Source organism: Streptomyces sp. TBY4 (genome assembly GCF_024213195.1).
Classification (GTDB): domain Bacteria; phylum Actinomycetota; class Actinomycetes; order Streptomycetales; family Streptomycetaceae; genus Streptomyces.
In genome coordinates, this window is the sequence record NZ_JANAVF010000002.1 from 187,562 (window position 1) to 207,611 (window position 20,050).

Here is a 20,050-nt window from a genome sequence, read left to right on the forward strand (position 1 = left end):
AGCCGCCCCCCCGGACGCCCCCCGACCCTCAATTCAGTCGCCGTCGTTCTCCGGGCGGCGGGCGAAGCGCCACAGGACGTGGGTGATCCGGAGCAGGAACACCGCCGCGGCCAGGACGCCGCCCACCGTCGCCAGGACGCGCCCGGCGGCGGGGGAGAGGCCGAAGGCCAGGACGGGGGCGTAGAGCGCCGCGAAGACGAGTCCGGCCGCGAAGGCCCCGCTCACGAAGGCGTACCCGATCTCGATGGTGATCGCGTCCCGGTCGGCCTGACTACGTCGCTCCATGCGCGCAGTCTCGCCGCCCGGGCCGCACCACGGCAAGGGCGAACCGCTCCCGGTGCGCCGGCCCGGCTGTTCGCGGGCCGAGGGGGCAGATTCCAAGGGGCATTTCCCGAGGGTCAGATCCCGAGGGGTCGTCAGATCCCGGCCGTGTCCACCCAGAGCCGGGCCAGTTCCGCGTCGCCGGTCACGCCCGGACCGGCGAGCGGCTGCCGGTTCCACAGCGCCGAGTAGAGCCAGGCGGCCTCGCCCGTCAGCGTGCAGTCGGCCTCGCCGCCGACCGCGTCCCCGCGTACCGTGCGGGCCGGCTCCTGGGACAGGTGTACGGTCCACACCGCGCCCGTGTCGGAGGCCCGTACGCGCATCACCCGCGGCTCCGCCGTCCGGACCCGGCTCTGCGGCCGCGCGTGGAACCCTGCCAGCAGCTCGTCCACCCCGTCCTCCGCGAAGCCGGGGTCCACCGGCCCGAAGGGCACGCCCAGCGCGGCTTCCGCGTCCATCCGGTGCACGGTGGTCTCGTGCGCCTGGCGCCTCGCCCAGAAGGCCAGCGGCGAAGGCGGCGCGGTCGGCAGGAAGGTCCAGCACTGTGCGTCGGCCGAGGTCCCGGTCAGGGCCCGCACCAGCGCCGCGTGGCCCTCGCGGAACCAGGCCAGCAGCTCCGCGCCCACCAGCTCCGGGGCGTCCGGGAACGGAGCCCTCTCGGTCAGCCCCTCGGTCAGGTACCCGGTGGCCCAGCGGTGCACGGAGCCCGTGTGGCGCAGCAGATCGGCGACCCGCCACTGCGGACAGGTGGGCACCAGGGCCTCCGTACCGGCCCGTTCGGCGGCTTCGGCGAGCTGCTCGCCCTCGCGGGCGACGGTCTTCACATAGCTGATGATCTCCATGCCAGGAGTCTCGCAGAGCCAGGAGTCCCGCAGAGTTCCGCGGCCACCCTCGGGGACCACCGGGCGGTCAGCCGCCGTGGAGGCCCCACTCGTCGAGGCCGCCGTAGAGGTGGGCTTCAAGGCATCGAGGGGCGTCGAGGCAGACGGCCTCGCCCCGGTACAGGGCGATGAGCGAGTCCGTGCCCCGCCACCAGGTGTCCGTGATGCCCTGCACTTCGGGCACTTGCTCGTATCCGTCGAGATCGAGGGAGTCGACGGCCTCGCCGGTGATCCTCGTGACAGTTCGGGCCCAGCGCCTCGCGTGGGCGGCCAGTGCCAGCGATTCCACCCAGCCCTCCGTACTGGCATGCAGCGGTGCCCAACGGGACGCGTGGATCCCGAACTCGCCACCGGGGCCGATCATGAATCCGTAGGCCATGGACACGCGACAGTGCCCGGCCGGAATCCACCAGCCCTCCGCGGCCGAGCCCTCGGGAAGATCCGCGTCCAAGATGCGCGGGCCGCTCTCGTAGAACGGGGCCGGCGGCAGCGCGAGACCGCCCCAGCGGTCCTGGAAGGCCACGGCACGGTCGATCTCCGCGGCCGGGATCCCGTGCGTGATCCACGCATCGCGGTGGCGCTCGATTCCCTGCTGAGGAACGCGAATGCCCTCCACCTCCACGAACCACTTGGCTCTCCGGGTCAAACCGTCAGGTGCGACGGGGATCGGAGACGGGGGAGTGGCGGCGGTCATGGTGCCGGATCCTAGTGGTGGGATCTGGAGGCTGAGGCTGAGGCTGTGGAGGAAGGGGCGGAGGGCATGGAGGATCCGGGTGGTGAGCTGTTCCCGCGGGAGCGGACCGAGATCGTGCCCGGCGCCGTGCACGTGCCCGACTGGCTGGGGCCCGGGCGGCAGCGGGAGTTGCTGGAGGCCTGCCGGGGATGGGCCCGGCCGCCCGCCGGGCTGCGCACGGTGCGCACGCAGGGCGGGGGAACCATGAGCGCCCGGCAGGTGTGCCTGGGGCTGCACTGGTACCCGTACGGATACGCGACCACCGCCGTCGACGGGGACGGGGCGCCGGTCAAGGCGATGCCGGACTGGCTGGCGCTGCTGGGGCGCGCCGCCGTGGCCGCCGCCTACGGGCAGGAGCCGGATCCGGGGCTCGCGTACGACATCGCCCTGGTGAACTTCTACGAGGGCGACTCCCGCATGGGCATGCACCGGGACGCGGAGGAGCGCTCGGAAGCCCCGGTGGTCTCGCTGAGCCTGGGTGATTCCTGCCTCTTCCGCTTCGGCAACAACGCCTCGCGCGGGCGTCCGTATCGGGACGTTGAGCTGCGCAGCGGGGATCTGTTCGTCTTCGGCGGGCCCGTCCGACGGGCCTTTCACGGGGTGCCGAAAGTCCTGCCCGGCACCGCTCCGCCGGGCCTCGGGCTGACCGGGCGGCTGAACATCACGCTGCGGGTCGGCGGGCTCGGCTAGCGGGCGGCGTCCTCGACGCTCCGATCATGCGAGGATCGCTGTCATGAACGGCAACGGGGCCCCGCGGCGGGTGGGGGATGTGACCACGGTGTCCGCTGGGACGGACGGGACAGCAGGGACCGCAGGGGCCAGTACGGCCGGGGGAACCGAGGGATCCGACGGGGCCGGCGCGTCCGGCGCCGGCGTCGCACCGACGGCGTCCGCGTCCGCGGCAGCGGCGGCCGGCTCCGCGCGGACCAAGCTGGAGCGGGGCCGCGGCGCGCTGGGCCCGGCCCTGGAGCTCGTCCACACCGGCCGGGCCCCGACCCGCGCCGTCCTGACGGCCGAGCTCGGCGTCACCCGCGCCACCGCCGGCGCCGTCGCCGCCGAGCTGGAGGCGCTCGGCCTGATCCGCGTGGACTCCCGCCCGGGCGGGGCCGGCGGAACCCAGGGCCGGCCCTCGCACCGGCTCTCCGTGGACGAGAACGGCCCGGTGGCCCTGGCCGCGCAGGTGCACTCGGACGGGTTCCGGGCCGCCCTGGTCGGCCTCGGCGGCCGGATCGTCGCCACGGCTCCCGGAAGGGTCCCCGTGTCGGCCGACCCCGCGCAGGTGCTCGGAGCCGTCGTCGAAGCCGGGGCGGCGCTGCTCGCCCGGACCGGCCGGCGCTGCATCGGCGCGGGCCTCGCGGTGCCCTCGGCGGTCGCGGAGCCGGAGGGTACGGCGCTGAACCCGCTGCACCTGGCCTGGCCCGCCGGTTCCCCCGTCCGGGCCATCTTCGCCGACTGCGTGAAGGAGGCCGGCATCGACGGCCCCGCGCTGACCGGCAACGACGTGAACCTCGCCGCGCTCGCCGAGCACCGGCACGGCGCCGGCCGCAGCGCTCAGCACCTGCTCTGTGTGGCCACCGGGCACCGCGGGGTCGGCGGGGCGCTGGTCCTGGACGGCCGTCTGCACAGCGGGAGTTCGGGCCTGGCCCTGGAGGTCGGCCACCTCACCGTGAACCCGGAGGGGCGCGCCTGCCACTGCGGCAGCCGCGGCTGCCTCGACGTGGAGGCCGACCCGCTGGCCTTCCTCACCGCCGCCGGGCGCACCCCGGGCCCCGAGGTGTCCCTGCTCCAGCAGGCCCGCGACCTGCTGCGCGAGGAGTCCGCGGACCCGGGCGTACGGGCCGCCACCGAGGAGCTCATCGACCGGCTCGGCCTGGGCCTCGCGGGCCTGGTCAACATCCTGAATCCGGACCGGATCATCCTGGGCGGACTCCACCGGGAGCTGCTCTACGCCGACCCCGAGCGGCTGCGCGCGGTGGTCGCGGACCGCAGCCTGTGGGGCCGCAGCGGCGGCGTGCCCATCCTGCCGTGCACGCTCGACCACAACAGCCTGGTCGGAGCCGCCGAGCTGGCCTGGCAGCCGGTGCTGGACGACCCCCTCGGGACCCTGGGCACGGCGGCCTGAACCCCCGGAGCCCGCTCCGGGCGGGCACGGCGGCCGGAGGCTACCCGGGCCGGGCGCCGACCGGGTCGGTCGCCGACAGGCGGGCGGAGACCGGCTCGGAGGGTGCGGCGACGGGCGGGGCCGGCGCGGGCTCCCGTACGGACTTCTTGCCGGGTTCCTTCCCGGGCGGCGGCGCCGGCTTCTCGGCGAGGAGCACCGGGTGGCGTTCCGGTGCGGCAGGGCCGGGCGCGGCGCGCAGCGAGAACCACACCACCTTTCCCGGGCAGTCGTCCTGCTGCCGGGCCCCCCACGCCTCGCTCAGCGCCTCCACGAGCGCGAGCCCGCGCCCGGAGGTCTCCAGGGCGTCGACTACGGAGGTGCACGTGCCCGCGGCAGTGCTCGCGGAGGGGTTCTCGGCCCGGGCGGCCCCGGAGTCGTGGAGCATCGGCAGGCGGGGGTCGCTGTCGTAGACGGAGACGGTCAGCCGGCCGAGGCGGAGCTCGATCTCGACCGTGCAGGTCTTGTCGGGCTGCGCATGGCGGTGGACGTTGCTGAGCAGCTCCGTCACGCCGAGCGCAGCCCGGTCTATGAGCGGATCCAGCTGCCAGTGGCGCAGTTGCGCCGAAACGATTCGGCGGATCTGGCCGATCCGCAAGGGCAGGGCCTGCAGTTCGACGACGCAGTGCCTGCGGGAATGACTGATCACGGCTGCGACTCCCCGACATCAGTGTTACGGGTGCTGCACCCTCGGTGACGCCTCCCCAGGGTCACCCACTGTGGGCCGGTGTGCAACCGAACGCGATCGAAAGCATTTCGCATAGGTACCCAAAGTGACCGTTTGTGCAGGTGGGCGGGGTACATTTCGAAAGCGGGCGGTGCGGGGAGACCCGGCGCGCACCAGGACATCAGGACATCGGGGCACAGGACACCGGATACCGGGACACCGGACACCAAGCAGTACCAAGCAGCACGAAGGAGCACGGCGCATGAGCACCACCACCGGTACGACCGCCACGACCATCGACGTCGACCGCAGCGACGCGGACTACCGAGCCTGGCTGAAAGAGGCCGTCCGCAAGGTGCAGGCGGACGCGAACCGCTCCGCCGACACCCACCTCCTGCGCTTCCCGCTCCCCGAGGCCTGGGGCATCGACCTCTACCTCAAGGACGAGTCCACCCACCCGACGGGCTCCCTCAAGCACCGCCTCGCCCGCTCCCTGTTCCTCTACGCCCTCTGCAACGGCTGGATCCGCCCCGGACGCCCCGTCATCGAGGCCTCGTCCGGCTCCACCGCCGTCTCGGAGGCCTACTTCGCCAAGCTGATCGGCGTCCCGTTCATCGCCGTCATGCCGCGCACGACGAGCCCCGAGAAGTGCCGGCTCATCGAGTTCCACGGCGGCGAGTGCCACTTCGTCGACGACTCGATGAAGATGTACGAGGAGTCGGCCGAGCTCGCCGCCCGCACCGGCGGCCACTACATGGACCAGTTCACGTACGCGGAGCGGGCGACGGACTGGCGCGGCAACAACAACATCGCCGAATCCATGTACCAGCAGCTGCGGTTGGAGCGCTACCCGGAGCCCACCTGGATCGTGGCCACGGCCGGTACGGGCGGCACCTCCGCGACCATCGCGCGCTACGTGCACTACATGCAGCACGACACCCGCATCTGCGTGCCGGACCCGGAGAACTCCTGCTTCTTCGACGGCTGGACGCAGGGTGACCCGCACGCGACCAGCGATTGCGGCTCGCGCATCGAGGGCATCGGGCGGCCCCGGATGGAGCCGAGCTTCGTCCCCGGGGCCATCGACCGGATGATGCGGGTCCCCGACGCGGCGAGCGTCGCCGCGTGCCGGGCGCTGGAGCGGGTGATCGGCCGCAAGGCGGGCGGGTCCACGGGGACCGGGGTGTGGAGCGCGCTGAAGATCATCTCGGAGATGGTGGCGGAGGGCCGCACGGGCAGCGTCGTGACCCTGCTCTGCGACGGGGGCGAGCGCTACCTCGACAAGTACTACTCCGACGCCTGGCTGGCTGAGCAGGGGCTCGACATCGCCCCGTACGCGCGGACCCTCGACACGATGCTGGCGACCGGCGTGTGGAGCGAGCCCGTCGGCTGAAACGATTCCCCTGGCCGGTGCGGGGTCCGCTGGCTACGCTGTGCGGACTTCGGGCGCGGGGCGGGGAGCGATGGTGGAGACCAAGGACGGCGGCACCGGCGGTAGCGGCGTGGGCGGGGCAGGGCCGTTGACCTGCCCCCGGTGCGGCCGGGAGGACCAAGTGCTCGGCGTCTCCGCGTCGTTCCTGCGAGCCAAGTCCAAGGTGAGCACGGAGCACAAGGGCGGCGAGGGCGACCACGTCACCACCCGTGAGGAGAACTCGGCGCTGGCCAAGGCCCTCGCGGTCGCCCCGGACGAGCCGGACGAGAGCACCACGGGCTGCCTCGGCGCGCTGCTCGTCGCGGTGTCGATCGGTGCGTTCGTCTGGGGCGGGATCGCGGGCAAGTGGTTCGAGGGCGGCGGCGCGGCCCCGTGGCTCTACGAGGGTGACGGCGACGACCTCCCCTTCGGAGTCGAGGACGCCACCACCTACCTGGGCTGGATCTCGGCGGCCTCGCTGCTCGTGGGCGCCCTCCTGATCGCCCTGTCGGGCCGGGCCGTACGGGTCTGGCGCCGCCGGACCGCACCGGGACGGGCCGCCGCCGACCGCGTCTGGACGGAGGGCTGGTACTGCGGCCGCTGCGGCACGGTCCACATCGCCGGCGAACGGGCCATGAGCCTGCAGGAGTTCCGCGTCCGGGTCTGGTCGGCGGGCGGCTACGGGGACCTGGCCGTGCGGCATCCCGCGGTCTGAACCGTGACGGTCCCGGCCGGACGGCTCCTACTGACCCGCCCCCTGCCCCCGCGCCGCCAGCCGCAGGTCCAGCGCGCGCACCGCCGTGCGGAACGAGTGGCCGAGGGCCGGCCGGGCCGCGGCGAGGGCGAGGCGGACGGTGGGCGGGCCGTCGGCGGCGAAGGTCCACTGGACGTGGGTGCCGGAGCCGGAGGGGGTCAGGCGCCACTCCTCCAGCAGGGCCCGCAGTCCGGGGGCGTTGGTCTTGTCGACCCGGTAGGCGTAGCGCCGCTCAGGATCCGCGGCCATGATCGTCTCCTCGAACCGGACCCCGCCCGCCAACCTGATCGCGCGCCCGGCGCCGCCGTCCGTGGGACGTGCCCCGGTGACGGCCCGGAACCAGCTCGGCCAGCCCTCGACCTCCTCGGCCAGCGCCCGGTACACGTGCTCGGGAGCCGCCGTGGTCCGGCCGGAGAAGACCAGGCGGGTGGGGGCGACCTCGATGAAGTCCAGTCCTACGGGCCGGAGCAGGCGGAACATGGCGGCACTCCCTCGGTTCGGCGGACGGCCGGTGGCATCCGGCGGGCTGTCACCATAGCTGTCGGTCCGTCAGTTGTCCGTGGTGGGGTGGGATACGGGCCGCCCGGCCGGCAGGGCTGCGCACCCGTTTCGCGGACCGGGCCCCGGCCGGGACAATGCCGCACATGCTGATCAGAGCAGCGCACATCGACGAGCTGTCCCTCCTCCAGGACATCGAGCGGGCCGCGGGGGAATGCTTCCGGACCATCGGCATGCCGGAGATCGCCGACGACGAACCGCTTCCGCTGGAGGAACTCCGCGCCTACCGGCGGGCCGGGCTGGCCTGGGTCGCGGCCGAGGGCGCCGGTACGGGGACCCCGGTCGGCTACCTCCTCGCCGACCGGGTCGACGGGAACCTCCACGTCGAGCAGGTATCCGTCCACCCGGACCGCGCCCACCGCCGCATCGGGCGGTCCCTGCTGGACCACCTCGCCGGACGGGCGCGGGCGGAAGGCGCCCCCGCGCTGACCCTCACGACCTTCACCGACGTGCCGTGGAACGCCCCGTACTACGCCCGGTGCGGCTTCCGGACCCTGGGCGAGAGCGGCCTCGGGCCGGGCCTGCGGGACATCCGCGACCGCGAGGCCGTGCACGGGCTCGACCGCTGGCCCCGGGAGTGCATGCGCCGGGACCTCTAGGCCGTCTCTTCCGGATCCTGCCGGTCAGAGCTCCGGCAGGTCGGCCGGATAGAGCAGGGTGAGGTCCTCCTTGTTCGGCTCCGACAGCTGCGCGACCCGCCCCGCGTGCCGCTCGACCATCGACTCGAAGGTCTGGCGGGCGGTGCGGCCGTTGCCGAAGGCGGGCCCCTTGGGCAGGTCGGTGAAGTACGTCAGCAGCGCCTCGGAGGTCTTCTCGCCGAGCAGGTACTCGTGCTCCTCGGCCTGCTGCTCCACGATCCGCAGCAGCTCCTCGGGCCCGTAGTCCCCGAAGGTGATGGTCCGGGAGAAACGGGAGGCCACACCCGGGTTCACGGTGAGGAAGCGGTCCATCTCCGCCGTGTACCCGGCGACGATCACCACCACCGCGTCCCGGTGGTCCTCCATCAGCTTCACCAGCGTGTCGATCGCCTCGCGCCCGAAGTCGCGGCCCGAGTCCTCGGGCGCCAGCGCGTACGCCTCGTCGATGAACAGCACCCCGCCGCGCGCCCGGTCGAAGGCCTCCTGGGTGCGGATCGCGGTGGACCCGATGTGCTCGCCGACCAGGTCGACCCGGGACACCTCCACGAGGTGGCCGCGCTCCAGCACCCCGAGGGAGGCCAGGATCTCCCCGTACAGCCGGGCCACGGTGGTCTTGCCGGTGCCGGGGGAGCCGGTGAAGACCAGGTGGCGGCGGACCGAGGCGGCCTTGAGCCCCGCCTGCTGCCGGCGCCGGCCCACCTCGATCATGTCGGTGAGCGCGCGGACCTCGCGCTTGACGCTGTCCAGCCCCACCAGCGCGTCCAGGTGCCCCAGCACCTCGGCCGAACCGCGGGCCCCGGGCTGTCCGGTGGTGGCCGGGTCCGCCTCGTCGGCCGGCCGCTGGGCGGGCACCCGCTCGGCCGTCGCCGCCGCTACGGGGCCCTGCGCGGCCGATACCGTACGGATCCCCGTGCGCTCCCCGGCCGGCAGGGCTCCCGCACCCTGGCCGGCGCCCGCGCCGGAGGCGGACCGGGCCGCGAGGCGGGGGCCGGACTCGTCGCTCGTGCAGTCCTCGGCGACCGGGCCGTCCTCCGCGAACTCGTAGCCCCCGCGCGCACAGCGCTCGGTGTGGCAGCGGTGCAGGGAGGTCCGGCAGCCGTCGATGACGTGGAAACCGAAGCCGGCGCTGCCCGTGACCCGGCACGCCGTGAAGGTGCCGCGCCCGCCCGCGGACACGTAGAAGCCGGCTTCGGCGGGGGAGCTGACCGTGCACCGCTCCAGCGCGGGATCCGCGCCCTTGGTGACGATCACGCCGGTCTGGACCGAGTCGATGGAGCAGTTGGCGAGGGTGCCGCCGCTGCCGTGGTCGCGGAACCAGGCGCCCGTGGCGGCCTCCCGGATCCGGCAGTCGTCCAGCTGGGCCGTCGCCCCGTCGCTCACCGAGACGGCGGTGTTGCGCACTTGGGAGATGTCGCTGTCCACGACGTCCACCCGCGAACCCCGGTCCAGGACGAACAGCGCGTCCGGCACGTCGTGCACCCGGCAGGAGTCCAGCGAGACCCCGGCCCCGTCGCTGATCCAGACGGCCGGATAGTCGCCGGTGCTGTCGTGGATCTCGCAGGAGTCGGCGACGACACGGGTGCCCGGATCCCACACCGACAGGCCGTTGCGGCCGAACCGGCGGACGGTGGTGCGGCTGAGCGTGAGCACGGACCGGGACCGCAGGTCCACCGCGTTCTCCGGGATGTCGTGGATGTCGCAGCCGGCGAGCGTGAGGACGGCGTCCGTGTCGAGGGTGACCCCGTCGGCGGAGGTGCGGTGGACCGCGCAGTCGGTGAGCACGGCCGTGGCCCGGGCGGCGATCTGCACGCCGGCGCCCTTGATCTCGTAGACCTCGCAGCCCAGCGCCTCCAGCCCCGAGCCGTCGCCGGTCACGGCGATGCCGGCGCCCGTGGCGTGGTGGATCCGGCAGCGCTCCAGCCGGGGACGGCCGCCGCCGCGCACGGAGACCCCGGTCTGGCCTGCGGCCACCACCTCGCAGTCGGCGAACACCCCGCCGCCGCCGTCCAGTACGGCGATCCCGGTCCCGGCGGAGTTCTCCACGGTGCAGCGCCGGACCAGCGGCCGGGCGCCGCTCCCGCGGACCTCGATGCCGGCCGCCGAGCGGGTGCTCACCCGCAGGTCGGTGAGTTCGGGGGAGCCGTCCTCGATGAGGAGCGCGGGCGCCGTGGGGTCCTGGCCCTCCAGGTGGAGGTCCTGGATGACGGCCGAGGCGCGGACGGTCAGCGCGACCCCGTCGGGCGGTGCGATCCGCACCGAACCCAGAGAGCCCTCCGGACCGCGCAGGGTCACGGCGTGGTGCAGCACCAGATTCTCCCGGTAGGTGCCGGGGGCGATGGACAGGACGTCGCCGTCGCCCGCCGCGGCCAGCGCAGCGGTCAGCGTCGGATAATCACCGGAGCGGCGACGCCACCGCGAGGAACCGCCGTGCGTCACCTGGACCGTGCCCTGAGCCATGGTGCTGTCGTGCCCCCACCCTCGTGTTCCGTGTGTCCGACTGCTGGTCGGAGCAGCCGCTCCGGCGACCCGGACGCGCTCCACCGTAGCGCGCGCGGGGCCGGTGAGTTGCCAGGTCAGCTGCCCGCGTCCGCCCGGCCCCAGTCCGGTCCCGCCGCGGCCCACGCGCGGTCCAGCCGGATGTACCGCCGATGCATGAGCCTTCGTACGACCAGGCGGCGGAGCGTCTCCACGAGCACGGCGATGCCCAGGGCCGCCGCGAGGCCCGCCACGCCCGCGTGGAAGCTGGCGGAGGAGGGGTCCAGGGGCTGTCCGACGAGGCGGCCGTGCGTATCGGTCCATATCCTGAACCGGTCGCCGGGATGCGGGGGTTCCTCCGCGGCCGGCACGGTGCCCTGGTGGTTGCTGCCGTCGGGCGCCGTCCACGACGCGACGATCTGCGTACGCTGCGGGGCCTGGCGCTGCGCCGCCGGCTCGGTGGCCGCGCCGAGCAGGGCCTCCGGTGTCGGCCGGACCACCACCGCCGGTACGAGATGCCGCTCCTGCCGCTGTTCGCGTGCGGCCCGCTGTAGCGTGCCGTCCACCCGCAGTCCGGCGGCCCAGCCGACGGCCGGAGCCACCAGCAGGACGCAGACCAGCGCCGCGAAGGCCACCCAGGCCTCGAATAGATCCGTCGGGCGGCGCAGCGGATTGCGCCGCCACCGCCACACTCCCATTGCTGTCCGCACGGTCCGGCTCCCCCTACTTCTGCCAGTCTGCGCCTACCTGCCGTCCCAGCCTCCCGCATGCCCCGGCCACCCGCATTCCGGGACGCGCGAGACGTGTGTCACCCGATCCGGTGTCATGAGTCGGTGCTCACGTCCCGAACGTTCCAACGGGCAGACGGTGGCGGTTGGTTCCAGGGTGACGCGAGAGCCCCTCGAAGGTGTCGGTCCGGGTGGTCTGCCCGGCCCCCTCCGGCCCCCGGCACGCGCTCACGCCAGGACGTGCACCTCGTCGCCGACCCGCAGCGTCCCCAGCCGCACGGGCACCAGCAGCCGCCCGAAGGCCAGCGACTTCCCGATCCTCCGGTGCCGGGCCAGGGTCGGGAGCGGCTCCTTGCCGCGCAGCGCCGTCGTCTGGTCGGTGGTCGTCACGACGCAGCGCCCGCACTCGCGCGCCCCGCGGAAGACGGCATCGCCGATCGCGACGCGCTCCCAGCCGTCCTCGGCCCAGGGCTCGGCTCCGGAGACCACCACGTTCGGGCGGAACCGGTTCATCGGGAGGGGACCCTCGTCGGGATGGCTGCCCTCGGCGATCAGCGCGTTGAGCGCATCCAGCGAGGCGAGGGTGGTGACCAGCAGCGGATAGCCGTCGGCGAGGCTCACGGTCTCGCCGGGCAGTGCGTACTGGGGATCGACCGGCCGGCGTACGGCCGGGTCGTCCAGGTGCACCAGGTGGGCCGGTACGCCCAGGTACGCGGTGAACCAGTCGGCGGCGGCCTGCGCCGCGGCCACCGTCTCGATCTTCTTGCCGAAGAGCACCACCGGCTCCAGCGGACCCCGCTCCGGGACCTCCACCGTCAGATCCGCCATGCCCGGCGCCGAGACCTCGAACCCGCCGCCCCCCAGCGGACGGGCCCGCGCCAAGGCCAGCCTCGGCTGCTGGCGTTGGGTGATGACCGTGCCCTCCCCGTCCACCACAGCCCACCGGCGGTCACCGGACAGACCCCAGGGCTCCACGGCCACCTCGTCGGGTGCCGTCCCCGCCACCGACTTGACGGGATGGACGTGGAGCGCCTGGACACGCAGTTTCACCATGGAGGAATACTGCCAGCCGCCCTCACGGACTCCACCTCGACCTCGTCGCGGGCGGCCGGCGGGAACCGCCGGTCAGTAACCGCGCCCCTGCGGCTGGTACGGACGCCCGTACGGATCCTCGAACGAGGCGGCCGGGACGGGCGCGGGCTGCGCCTGCATCGGACGCGGCGCGGCCGGGCGCATCGCCTCGTACCCGGTGCCCGTGGCGACCGGGCGGGGCTGCTGCGGCTGGGGCTGCGGAACGTAGCCCGTGCGGGCCGCGAACGGCTGCGGCTGCGGCTGCTGCGGAACGTACGGCACCGGCGCCTGCTGGAGCGGCATCGGCATCGACATGGGCTGCGGCATCGGCGGCATCTGCTGCATGTGCGGCATCTGCTGCGGCGCGGCCTGCTGCTGGTACGGGTACCCGTACGCCGGGGCCTGCTGCTGTTGCGGGCGGGCGGGCGGCAGGGCCGCCGGGAGCGCCGCCGGCAGGGCGGGGAGCGAGGACGCGAGGGCCGGGAGGTACCCACCGCTCGAGTAGCCGGCGCTCGGGGAGTCGTAGGCGGCGGGGACGCGGATCGGGGCGATCTGCGGAGTGCCGCGTTCGGCGACGAGGGAGTCGTAGATAGGGGTGTCCGGGAAGGAGGGCGCGGAGTAGTAACCGCCGCCATAAGTGGAGCGGGGGGAGGTCATGGACCTAAGTTAAGCCCACGACTTCACCGGGTCCATAGCAAGGTCCCGTCAAGACCGCTCTGACCTGCATATTCGCAGGTCAGAGCCACAGCTTTCACTTCCTGTTCACGTGCACGATTTGGCCACTTCCGCCCCGTCTTGCTCCTACTCGTACTCACCGGTTGGGTGTTGCACGGATGACGCGCCGGCCACGCGCTGACGAGGCGTCACAACCCTGTGACCTCGGACGACGTGAAGTTGAAGGGCGCGGTCCGGTTTCAGGCGTCACTGGGCCGGGCATAGGTACGGCCCTTCCACGCCGCCCCGCGTCCGCGGTAGTGCTGCACGGCCGAGTCGACGGTCATCAGGAGGTAGAGCAGCGCGGTGAGCGGGAGCAGCGGCGCGAGGACCGCGGGCTGGCGGTAGTAGCGCAGCATCGGCAGATAGGTGCCGGCCATCAGCAGCCAGGCCAGGCCGCCCGCCCAGGCGGTGGCGGGCCGGCCGGCGGCGAGACCGGCGAGGAGCGCGGCCGGCGGCACGAGGTAGACCAGGACCAGCCCGGCCACGGTCCCCGCCAGCAGCAGGGGCTGGTGGCGCAGTTGCGCGTAGGCGCTGCGCGAGACCATCCGCCACAGATCGGTGAGGGAGCTGTACGGGCGCACGCTGTCCACCCGCTCCGCGAGGCCGAGCCAGATCCGCCCGCCGGCGCGCTGTACCGCCCGGGCGAGGGAGACGTCGTCGATGACGGCCTGCCGGATCGACTCCGGGATCCCGGCCCGCACGGCGGCCCCGGTGCGCAGCAGGACGCACCCGCCGGCGGCGGCCGCGGTGCGGGTGCCGGGGCGGTTGATCCAGCGGAAGGGGTAGAGCTGCGCGAAGAAGTACACGAAGGCGGGAACGATCAGCCGCTCCCAGACGCTGACGGCACGCAGCCGGGCCATCTGGGACACCAGGTCGAGATCGGCCGAGGTCGCGGCGGAGACCAGCTCGCGCAGGCTGTCGGGAGCGTGGGCGATGTCGGCGTCGGTGAGGAGGAGGTAGTCCGGGGCGGGGCCCGGGCTGGAACCCGGGCTCGGAGCTGGGGATGCTCCCGGGCTTGCGCCCGGGACTGCGGCCGGGCTGGAGCCCGGGGCGGGGCGGGGGGTGCCGGAGCGGGCGTGCGCGATGCCGTGCCGGAGTGCCCAGAGCTTGCCGGTCCAGCCGGCGCCGGGTTCGCCGGGGGAGAGGACCGTCAGGGGCAGTCCGGGGTGCGCTCCGGCGAGCCGCCGGGCGAGGTCGGCCGTGCCGTCCGTACTGCCGTCGTCGACCAGGATGACCTCGGCCTCGCCCGGATAGTCCTGCGCGAGGAGCGAGGGCAGGCTGCGCGGCAGCACTTCGGCCTCGTCCCTGGCCGGGACCACGATCGCCACCGACGGCCAATGGTCGGGGGCGTGCCGCGGAGGCAGGCGCGTGTCGGTCCGCCAGAACATGCCTTGGCCGAGGGTGAGCCAGAGCCAGACGGCGAGCGAGGCGCACGCGGCGACGAGGAGGAAACCCATCCCGGCAGTGTGCCGCGGGCGACACCGCGAAGAGTGGCGGGACACCGGGCTTCGGTGGCCCGGCTTGGGCGGGGCCGTGGCGGGGCGCACGGCAGGAGCGGCTCCGGGGTGCGTGGTGCTGCCGCCGCCGGCGGGGTGGGGGCCGGGCTGCGCCGTGGCGCACCGGGGGGAACGAGGGCCGGCTGGCCCCGGGCCGCCCCGGGTCCGGGCCGCTCCGGTCCGGGCCGCTCCGGTCCGGGGCCCCTCCGGTCCCGGGCCCCTCCGGGTCCGGGGGCGCCGCTCCGGATCCGGGTCCGGAGCCAGATCGGGGACCGGGGCCCTCCCGGGTGCCCCCGGGTCCGGGTCCTGGGGCGCCGCTCCGGGTCCGGGTCCGGAGCCAGATCGGGGACCGGGGCCCTCCCGGGTCCCCCCGGGTCCGGGTCTGGGTCCCCCTCCGGGTCCGGGTCCGGGTTCGGGTCTGGGTCCTCCCTCTGGGTCCGGGTCCGGGAGTAGGGCCGGGGCCGGGGCCGGATCGGGGCTGGGTGTGGGGTGGCTTCGTAGGGGGTGTGGCGGGCCCGTTGCCCCGGGTGGGGTGGGGGGATCGTTTAAGGTGACCAGGTGAAGATCGCCCTCATGGACTCCGGTATCGGCCTCCTCGCCGCGGCCGCCGCGATGCGGAGGCTGCGGCCGGACGCGGAGCTGGTGCTGTCCTGCGACCCCGACGGGATGCCCTGGGGTCCGAGGACCCCGGAGGACCTCACCGGGCGGGCCCTCGCCGTCGCGCGGGCCGCCGCCACGCACCGGCCGGATGCGCTGATCGTCGCCTGCAACACCGCTTCCGTGCACGCCCTGCCCGCGCTGCGCGCCGCGCTGGAGCCCGCGATCCCGGTCATCGGGACCGTGCCGGCGATCAAGCCCGCCGCGGCTGCCGGAGGCCGCGTCGCCATCTGGGCCACCCCCGCCACCACCGGCAGCCCCTACCAGCGCGGCCTGATCCGCGACTTCGCCGACGGGGCGCGCGTCACCGAGGTGCCGTGCCCCGGGCTGGCCGATGCCGTCGAGGCCGGTGACGAGGCCGCCGTCGTACGGGCCGTCGCCGCGGCCGCCGCGCTGACCCCGGCCGACGTCACCGACGTGGTGCTCGGCTGCACGCACTACGAGCTGGTCGAGGCCCCCATCCGGGCCGCGCTCGACCGGCGCACCGGCGGCGGCGCGTACGTCTTCCACGGCTCCGCCGAGCCCGTCGCCGTCCAGGCCCTGCGCCGGCTCGGCGCCCGCCCGGAGCCCGGCCTGCCGCCCACCGGCAGCCTGACCGTCCTGCTCAGCGGCCGCCCCGGCCCCCTCCCGGAGCCCGCCCTCGGCTACGCCGAGGGGCGTCTGCTCGCGGGTCGGAGCGCGGTGGTCGGGGAACCCGTGGGGGGACCCCTCACGGGCTGACGGCCGACCGAGAACGTGACGCCCGGCCGTGGGCGTGACGCCCGGCCGAGGACACGGAGCTCGTCGCGGCCCCGCCGTATCCCGCCCGCACGCGGTGCCGCGGCGCGCCGATGGCCGCAGCGCGGCGGCACCGGTCCGCAGGCATCGACCACGTCACCGGCGGGCCGCGCGACGGCCGCCTCCGCGGGAGAGGCCGGGTCCGCCCAGCTGGGCATCCGGGGGGCCGTCCCCCGGGTGGGGAGTCGCCGTACGCACCGCGCGACGGCCGCTTCCGCCGGAGGCGCGGGGTGGTGGTCGTCCCGGGTGAGGAGCCGCCGCACGCACTGCGTGGCGGCCGCTTCTGCGGGAGATGCCGGGGCCGCCCGCCTGGGGATCCGGGTGGTCCCATGGGTGAGGAGCCGCGGCACGCACCGCGAGACGGCCGCCTCTGCGTGGGGAGCCGCCGTACGTACAGCGCGGCCGCCGCTTCCGCGGGAGGTGGCGGGCATCCCCACCTGGAGATCCCGGCGGTCGTCCAGCGGGTGCGAACCGCCGCGCGCGCCGCGCCCGTCCCCGGTCGCTCCTCGGGAGCCGTCCCGGCATCGCACCCCGTCGCCGGGCGGGCCGGGCGGGGCGTGCACTGGGGACGCCGCCGCGGATGTGCGTCGCCGTGCGTGGGGCAGAGGTGCGGTGCGGGCCGGCCGGGGGCGTCAGTCGTCCGGCTCGCCCCGGCCCGGGGCCGCCGCCGCGGCTCCGGCCTCGGTGAGGCGGAGGGCGAGGGCCCGTAGGTCGGTCGCGTTCAGGATGCGGTCTCCGAAGCCCGGGAGGGGGACGTGCAGGGGGGCCGTCCAGGGTTCGGGGACCGCCGCCGCGCCGTAGCGGGCGCCGGCCAGGGTTCCGGTGACCGCCGCCACCGTGTCGGTGTCGCCGCCCAGGTCCACGGCGGCCCGTACGGCGTCCGCGAAGCCGGTCGTGGTGCGCAGCGCCCACACCGCCGAACCCAGGCAGGGCCATACCGCCCCGTTGAACTCGGTGGCCAGGTCCGGATGCCAGTCGGGGGCCAGGACCCGCGCGTACCGCTCCCGGTGGTCCGGATGGACCCCGGCCAGCGTCGCGGGGAGCGCGGTGAGGGGGTCGGCGCCGTCCAGGGCCACGCGTACCAGCTCGTGCAGGACGGCCGTGCCCTCCCATGCGGCCCGGTCCCCGTGGGTGAGCGCGGCGATCCGCCGGGCGGCGGCCATCGTCGCGGTGCGGCCGGCCGGGGCGAAGTAGACCGCCGAGGTCGAGGCGCGCATCAGGGAGCCGTTGCCGGCCGCCCGCGCGTTGGTCTGGAAGTGCAGCGCGGCGGCCAGGTCCCACGGGTCGCCGCCGGTCAGCACGATCTCCGTCTGCAGCCCGATGTCCTTGGGGTCCCCGGCCGCCCAGCGCCGGAACCGGTCGAAGACGTCGGGGAGTTCCAGACCTCCGCACTCCAGCAGGGATTCGCCGACCAGGACCGCCATCTGCGTGTCGTCCGTGGCTTCGCCCGGGTCCCAGCCGCCGCCCCCGCGCATCTCCTCGGCGCGGACGCTGAACTGTCCGGCGGGGCCGAACTCGTAGGGCGCGCCGAGCGCGTCCCCGGCCGCCGAGCCGAGCACGGCTCCGACGGCGCGGTCGAGCCGGGTGGGCGCGGGGTCTCCGGTGGTCACACCGCCTCCGCGGGCGGTCCGGGGCATACGCGGTCCAGCAGACCGCGGGTGAAGGAGTCCAGGTCGTCCAGCCCGGCTGCGGCCAGGGTGTCCGGGGCGCCCGCCAGGAGGTGGGGGACGGCTCCGTGCAGCGCGAGGGTGAGGGCGCGGGCGTGCTCCGGACCGGCCGGGAGCCCGGCGGCGGCCAGCAGCTGCCCGAACGCCGCGAAGTCCGCCGCCGCGATCGGGTCGAGCAGTGCGGCCAGCCAGGGCCGCCGGATCGCCTCGGTCTGGAGTTCCAGGTACGCCACGACGCGCGGCCGTCCGGCCCCGGCCGTATCGCGCAGCAGCCCGGCGAGCAGTGCGGCGAGCCCGGCCCGGTCGGCGGGTCCGGGGCCGGCCCCGGTGAGCCGGGCGGCGAGCGCCCGGTACTGCTCCAGGCAGCGCTCGGCGACCGCGCGCAGCAGTTCCTCCCGGGTCGGGAAGTAGTTCTTGGCGGTGCCGAGCGGCACGCCTGCCGCCGCGTCGACGGCCCGGTGCGTCAGGCCGCGCCCGCCCGCCTCGGAGAGCACCGCGATGGCCGCGTCGCGCAGCCGGTCCCTTCGGTCCTGGTTCACCTTGCCAGCTTAACCACAACCGTGGTACCACAAGTGTGGCACCACAGGTGTGGTGGTGGCCATGAATGGGCCGGGGAGCGACTCGAACGAGGGGTGTGCCATGGGTGTGAGCGCCACGGGCAGGAGTGCCGGGACGACGGGCTCGGCGGTGGTCGTCGGCGCCGGGGTGGGCGGTCTGGCCACCGCGATCGGCCTGCGCCGGGCCGGATGGGAGGTGGCCGTACTGGAGCGCCGTGCCGAACCGGAGCGGTACGGCACGGCCTTCGGCATCCACCCCACGGCCCAGGCGGCCCTCGACCGGCTCGGCCTGGGCGACGTGGTCCGGGCGCGCGCGGTCCCGTACCGCGACGCGCAGATCCGGCGCCCCGACGGCCGGGTGCTGGCCGCGCTCCCCCTGGAGCGGATCGAACGCAAGGCGGGCCGCCCCGAACTCCTCATCTCACGGCCCTACTTGATGGACGCGATGCACGCCGAACTGATGCGGCTCGGCGGCACGGAGATCGCGTACGGCCGGGCCTACGAGCCTTCGGCCGCGCGGGGCAGCGCCGACCTCCTCGTCGGTGCCGACGGGATCAACAGCGCCGTCCGGGCCGACCGCTTCGGGGGCGGGAGCCGGCCGTGCGAGCTCGGCTCCACGGCCTGGATCGGCACCGCCGGGTTCGAGACCGGCGTCTACGGCGAGACCTGGGGCCGGGGCCGCTTCTTCGGGATGACCCCGGTCGAGCCCGGCCGCACCAACTGGTACGCCACCGTTCCCGGGGCCACCACGGCCGGGGAACTGCGGGCCGCCTTCGCCGACTGGCACGACCCGATCCCGCGCGTGCTCGCCGAGACCGACCCGCGGAGCTGGATCCGCTACCGGATGCGCCACCTCCACCCCGCGCTGCCCTCCTTCACCCGCACGGACGGGCCCGGGCCCGTCGCCCTGGTCGGCGACGCGGCGCACGCCATGACCCCGAACCTGGGCCAGGGCGCCTGCACCGCCCTGCTCGACGCCGAGGCCCTCGCCCGGGCCGTCGCCGCCCACGGGCCCGGCGGCCTGCCCGCCGCCCTGCGCGCGTACGAGGGCGAACGCCGCCGCAGCGCCCAGCGGACGGCCTTCGGCTCCCGGACCCTGCACCGCTTCATGACCGTCCGCCGCCCGGCCCTGCGGGACGCGCTCGTCGGCCTGCTGCCCGGCTGACGCCTCCGGTCGCCCCGGCGGCCCCGGTCACGAGGCCGGTGGCGTCCATGCGGAACGTGAGTACGCTGCTACACATGACGGGTCACCCTCCGGGACCGCTCTGGGCGGGCCGGGCCTCCAACCGTGTGCAGTGGCTGCTCGCCGGAGCCGGTGCGGCCTTCCTGGCGCTCGGGATCGAGATCGCCGTCGACCACGCCTGGGACGCCGGGATCGTCGCCATGCTCATGGCGGTGGTCGGCTGTCTCGCCGCGGGGCTCCTCATCCTCTTCGGCACCCTCGCCTTCGTGCACGCCTCCGTCACCGTCGACGCCGAGGCCGTCGAGGTGCGCTGCGGGCACATCGGACTGCCGCGCCGCCGGATCCGGCTCACGGAGGTGGAGACCGCCGAGTACGTGCCCCGGATCACCCCGCAGCAGTGGGGCGGCTGGGGCTACCGCTGGCGCCCCGAGCGCGGCACCGCCGTCATCGTGCGGCGCGGCGAGGGCCTGCAGCTGCGGCTCGGCGACGGCAAGCTCTTCACCGTCACGGTCGACGACGCGGAGAACGCGGTCCGTGTGATCCGCACCCATCTGCGCACCCTGGCCCACTGACTCCGCCACCGGCACAGCGAGGGGACGTA

The 20,050-nt window shown here is 74.9% G+C and carries 20 protein-coding genes; 8 read left to right on the forward strand and 12 right to left on the reverse strand.

Going from position 1 to position 20,050, the window contains the following annotated elements:
• Positions 1-33: 33 nt before the first annotated feature.
• From NLX94_RS05185 to NLX94_RS05195, 3 genes are all read right to left on the reverse strand, one after another.
• Positions 34-285, reverse strand: coding sequence for a DUF6332 family protein (locus NLX94_RS05185; protein ID WP_254381385.1), 252 nt, complete (start codon positions 283-285; stop codon positions 34-36).
• 131 nt (positions 286-416) lie between these two features.
• On the reverse strand, positions 417-1,163 hold the full coding sequence (locus tag NLX94_RS05190; protein WP_254381386.1) for a maleylpyruvate isomerase family mycothiol-dependent enzyme: 747 nt from the start codon (positions 1,161-1,163) through the stop codon (positions 417-419).
• 67 nt (positions 1,164-1,230) lie between these two features.
• Positions 1,231-1,896: a hypothetical protein gene (locus NLX94_RS05195; RefSeq protein WP_254381387.1), complete on the reverse strand. Its 666-nt coding sequence runs from the start codon at positions 1,894-1,896 to the stop codon at positions 1,231-1,233.
• 66 nt (positions 1,897-1,962) lie between these two features.
• Between NLX94_RS05195 and NLX94_RS05200 the strand changes: the two genes are divergently transcribed.
• Both NLX94_RS05200 and NLX94_RS05205 read left to right on the forward strand, forming a co-directional pair.
• On the forward strand, positions 1,963-2,625 hold the full coding sequence (locus NLX94_RS05200; RefSeq protein ID WP_254381388.1) for an alpha-ketoglutarate-dependent dioxygenase AlkB: 663 nt from the start codon (positions 1,963-1,965) through the stop codon (positions 2,623-2,625).
• Positions 2,626-2,668: 43 nt separating this feature from the next.
• Positions 2,669-4,057 (forward strand): ROK family transcriptional regulator, encoded by a 1,389-nt coding sequence (locus tag NLX94_RS05205; RefSeq protein WP_254381389.1) that lies wholly within the window; start codon positions 2,669-2,671, stop codon positions 4,055-4,057.
• 40 nt (positions 4,058-4,097) lie between these two features.
• Here the strand turns inward: NLX94_RS05205 and NLX94_RS05210 are convergent, their stop codons facing one another.
• The gene (locus NLX94_RS05210) at positions 4,098-4,742 is read right to left on the reverse strand and encodes an ATP-binding protein (protein WP_254381390.1); all 645 of its coding nucleotides are present in this window, start codon (positions 4,740-4,742) and stop codon (positions 4,098-4,100) included.
• Between the two features lie 280 nt (positions 4,743-5,022).
• Here NLX94_RS05210 and NLX94_RS05215 point away from each other — a divergent pair, with 280 nt between their 5' ends.
• Entirely contained in the window at positions 5,023-6,153 is a 1,131-nt protein-coding gene (locus NLX94_RS05215) for a PLP-dependent cysteine synthase family protein (protein ID WP_254381391.1), read from the forward strand.
• Between the two features lie 70 nt (positions 6,154-6,223).
• Positions 6,224-6,886: a hypothetical protein gene (locus NLX94_RS05220; RefSeq protein ID WP_254381392.1), complete on the forward strand. Its 663-nt coding sequence runs from the start codon at positions 6,224-6,226 to the stop codon at positions 6,884-6,886.
• A gap of 27 nt (positions 6,887-6,913) precedes the next feature.
• Here the strand turns inward: NLX94_RS05220 and NLX94_RS05225 are convergent, their stop codons facing one another.
• Positions 6,914-7,405 carry an SRPBCC family protein gene (locus NLX94_RS05225; RefSeq protein ID WP_254381393.1) on the reverse strand — a complete coding sequence of 164 codons (492 nt, stop codon included), beginning with the start codon at positions 7,403-7,405 and terminating at the stop codon, positions 6,914-6,916.
• A 164-nt stretch (positions 7,406-7,569) separates the two neighbouring features.
• On the opposite strand from NLX94_RS05225, the gene NLX94_RS05230 reads away from it, so the two are divergent.
• The gene (locus tag NLX94_RS05230; RefSeq protein WP_254381394.1) at positions 7,570-8,082 is read left to right on the forward strand and encodes a GNAT family N-acetyltransferase; all 513 of its coding nucleotides are present in this window, start codon (positions 7,570-7,572) and stop codon (positions 8,080-8,082) included.
• Between the two features lie 24 nt (positions 8,083-8,106).
• Here NLX94_RS05230 and NLX94_RS05235 read toward each other — a convergent pair whose 3' ends face one another.
• From NLX94_RS05235 to NLX94_RS05255, 5 genes are all read right to left on the reverse strand, one after another.
• A complete protein-coding gene (locus NLX94_RS05235) occupies positions 8,107-10,578 on the reverse strand; it encodes a right-handed parallel beta-helix repeat-containing protein (protein ID WP_254381395.1) in 2,472 nt (823 codons plus the stop codon).
• A 116-nt stretch (positions 10,579-10,694) separates the two neighbouring features.
• A complete protein-coding gene (locus tag NLX94_RS05240; RefSeq protein ID WP_254381396.1) occupies positions 10,695-11,306 on the reverse strand; it encodes a hypothetical protein in 612 nt (203 codons plus the stop codon).
• A 246-nt stretch (positions 11,307-11,552) separates the two neighbouring features.
• The gene (locus tag NLX94_RS05245; protein WP_254381397.1) at positions 11,553-12,377 is read right to left on the reverse strand and encodes an MOSC domain-containing protein; all 825 of its coding nucleotides are present in this window, start codon (positions 12,375-12,377) and stop codon (positions 11,553-11,555) included.
• 72 nt (positions 12,378-12,449) lie between these two features.
• A complete protein-coding gene (locus NLX94_RS05250; protein WP_254381398.1) occupies positions 12,450-13,052 on the reverse strand; it encodes a DUF6643 family protein in 603 nt (200 codons plus the stop codon).
• A 257-nt stretch (positions 13,053-13,309) separates the two neighbouring features.
• Positions 13,310-14,569 (reverse strand): glycosyltransferase, encoded by a 1,260-nt coding sequence (locus NLX94_RS05255; RefSeq protein WP_254381399.1) that lies wholly within the window; start codon positions 14,567-14,569, stop codon positions 13,310-13,312.
• Positions 14,570-15,166: 597 nt separating this feature from the next.
• Here NLX94_RS05255 and NLX94_RS05260 point away from each other — a divergent pair.
• Positions 15,167-15,985: a glutamate racemase gene (locus NLX94_RS05260; RefSeq protein ID WP_254381400.1), complete on the forward strand. Its 819-nt coding sequence runs from the start codon at positions 15,167-15,169 to the stop codon at positions 15,983-15,985.
• 689 nt (positions 15,986-16,674) lie between these two features.
• Here NLX94_RS05260 and NLX94_RS05265 read toward each other — a convergent pair.
• Both NLX94_RS05265 and NLX94_RS05270 read right to left on the reverse strand, forming a co-directional pair.
• The gene (locus tag NLX94_RS05265; RefSeq protein ID WP_374683904.1) at positions 16,675-17,679 is read right to left on the reverse strand and encodes an ADP-ribosylglycohydrolase family protein; all 1,005 of its coding nucleotides are present in this window, start codon (positions 17,677-17,679) and stop codon (positions 16,675-16,677) included.
• Positions 17,649-18,248: a TetR family transcriptional regulator gene (locus tag NLX94_RS05270; RefSeq protein WP_254381402.1), complete on the reverse strand. Its 600-nt coding sequence runs from the start codon at positions 18,246-18,248 to the stop codon at positions 17,649-17,651. The genes NLX94_RS05265 and NLX94_RS05270 overlap by 31 nt, the downstream gene beginning before the upstream one ends.
• A gap of 100 nt (positions 18,249-18,348) precedes the next feature.
• Between NLX94_RS05270 and NLX94_RS05275 the strand changes: the two genes are divergently transcribed.
• Both NLX94_RS05275 and NLX94_RS05280 read left to right on the forward strand, forming a co-directional pair.
• Complete coding sequence (locus NLX94_RS05275; protein WP_254381403.1) at positions 18,349-19,431, forward strand: NAD(P)/FAD-dependent oxidoreductase; 1,083 nt, start codon at positions 18,349-18,351, stop codon at positions 19,429-19,431.
• Between the two features lie 74 nt (positions 19,432-19,505).
• The gene (locus tag NLX94_RS05280) at positions 19,506-20,021 is read left to right on the forward strand and encodes a hypothetical protein (RefSeq protein ID WP_254381404.1); all 516 of its coding nucleotides are present in this window, start codon (positions 19,506-19,508) and stop codon (positions 20,019-20,021) included.
• Positions 20,022-20,050: the final 29 nt, after the last annotated feature.

What these genes read in the sequence shown, in the direction of transcription:
- NLX94_RS05195 (WP_254381387.1), bottom strand. Translation starts at nt 1,896, where the DNA reads ATGACCGCCGCCACTCCCCCGTCTCCGATCCCCGTCGCACCTGACGGT.
- NLX94_RS05185 (WP_254381385.1), bottom strand. Translation starts at nt 285, where the DNA reads ATGGAGCGACGTAGTCAGGCCGACCGGGACGCGATCACCATCGAGATC.
- NLX94_RS05215 (WP_254381391.1), top strand. Translation starts at nt 5,023, where the DNA reads ATGAGCACCACCACCGGTACGACCGCCACGACCATCGACGTCGACCGC.
- NLX94_RS05205 (WP_254381389.1), top strand. Translation starts at nt 2,669, where the DNA reads ATGAACGGCAACGGGGCCCCGCGGCGGGTGGGGGATGTGACCACGGTG.
- NLX94_RS05225 (WP_254381393.1), bottom strand. Translation starts at nt 7,405, where the DNA reads ATGTTCCGCCTGCTCCGGCCCGTAGGACTGGACTTCATCGAGGTCGCC.
- NLX94_RS05200 (WP_254381388.1), top strand. Translation starts at nt 1,963, where the DNA reads ATGGAGGATCCGGGTGGTGAGCTGTTCCCGCGGGAGCGGACCGAGATC.
- NLX94_RS05250 (WP_254381398.1), bottom strand. Translation starts at nt 13,052, where the DNA reads ATGACCTCCCCCCGCTCCACTTATGGCGGCGGTTACTACTCCGCGCCC.
- NLX94_RS05265 (WP_374683904.1), bottom strand. Translation starts at nt 17,679, where the DNA reads ATGCCCCGGACCGCCCGCGGAGGCGGTGTGACCACCGGAGACCCCGCG.
- NLX94_RS05280 (WP_254381404.1), top strand. Translation starts at nt 19,506, where the DNA reads ATGACGGGTCACCCTCCGGGACCGCTCTGGGCGGGCCGGGCCTCCAAC.
- NLX94_RS05255 (WP_254381399.1), bottom strand. Translation starts at nt 14,569, where the DNA reads ATGGGTTTCCTCCTCGTCGCCGCGTGCGCCTCGCTCGCCGTCTGGCTC.
- NLX94_RS05235 (WP_254381395.1), bottom strand. Translation starts at nt 10,578, where the DNA reads ATGGCTCAGGGCACGGTCCAGGTGACGCACGGCGGTTCCTCGCGGTGG.
- NLX94_RS05220 (WP_254381392.1), top strand. Translation starts at nt 6,224, where the DNA reads ATGGTGGAGACCAAGGACGGCGGCACCGGCGGTAGCGGCGTGGGCGGG.
- NLX94_RS05230 (WP_254381394.1), top strand. Translation starts at nt 7,570, where the DNA reads ATGCTGATCAGAGCAGCGCACATCGACGAGCTGTCCCTCCTCCAGGAC.
- NLX94_RS05245 (WP_254381397.1), bottom strand. Translation starts at nt 12,377, where the DNA reads ATGGTGAAACTGCGTGTCCAGGCGCTCCACGTCCATCCCGTCAAGTCG.
- NLX94_RS05190 (WP_254381386.1), bottom strand. Translation starts at nt 1,163, where the DNA reads ATGGAGATCATCAGCTATGTGAAGACCGTCGCCCGCGAGGGCGAGCAG.
- NLX94_RS05275 (WP_254381403.1), top strand. Translation starts at nt 18,349, where the DNA reads ATGGGTGTGAGCGCCACGGGCAGGAGTGCCGGGACGACGGGCTCGGCG.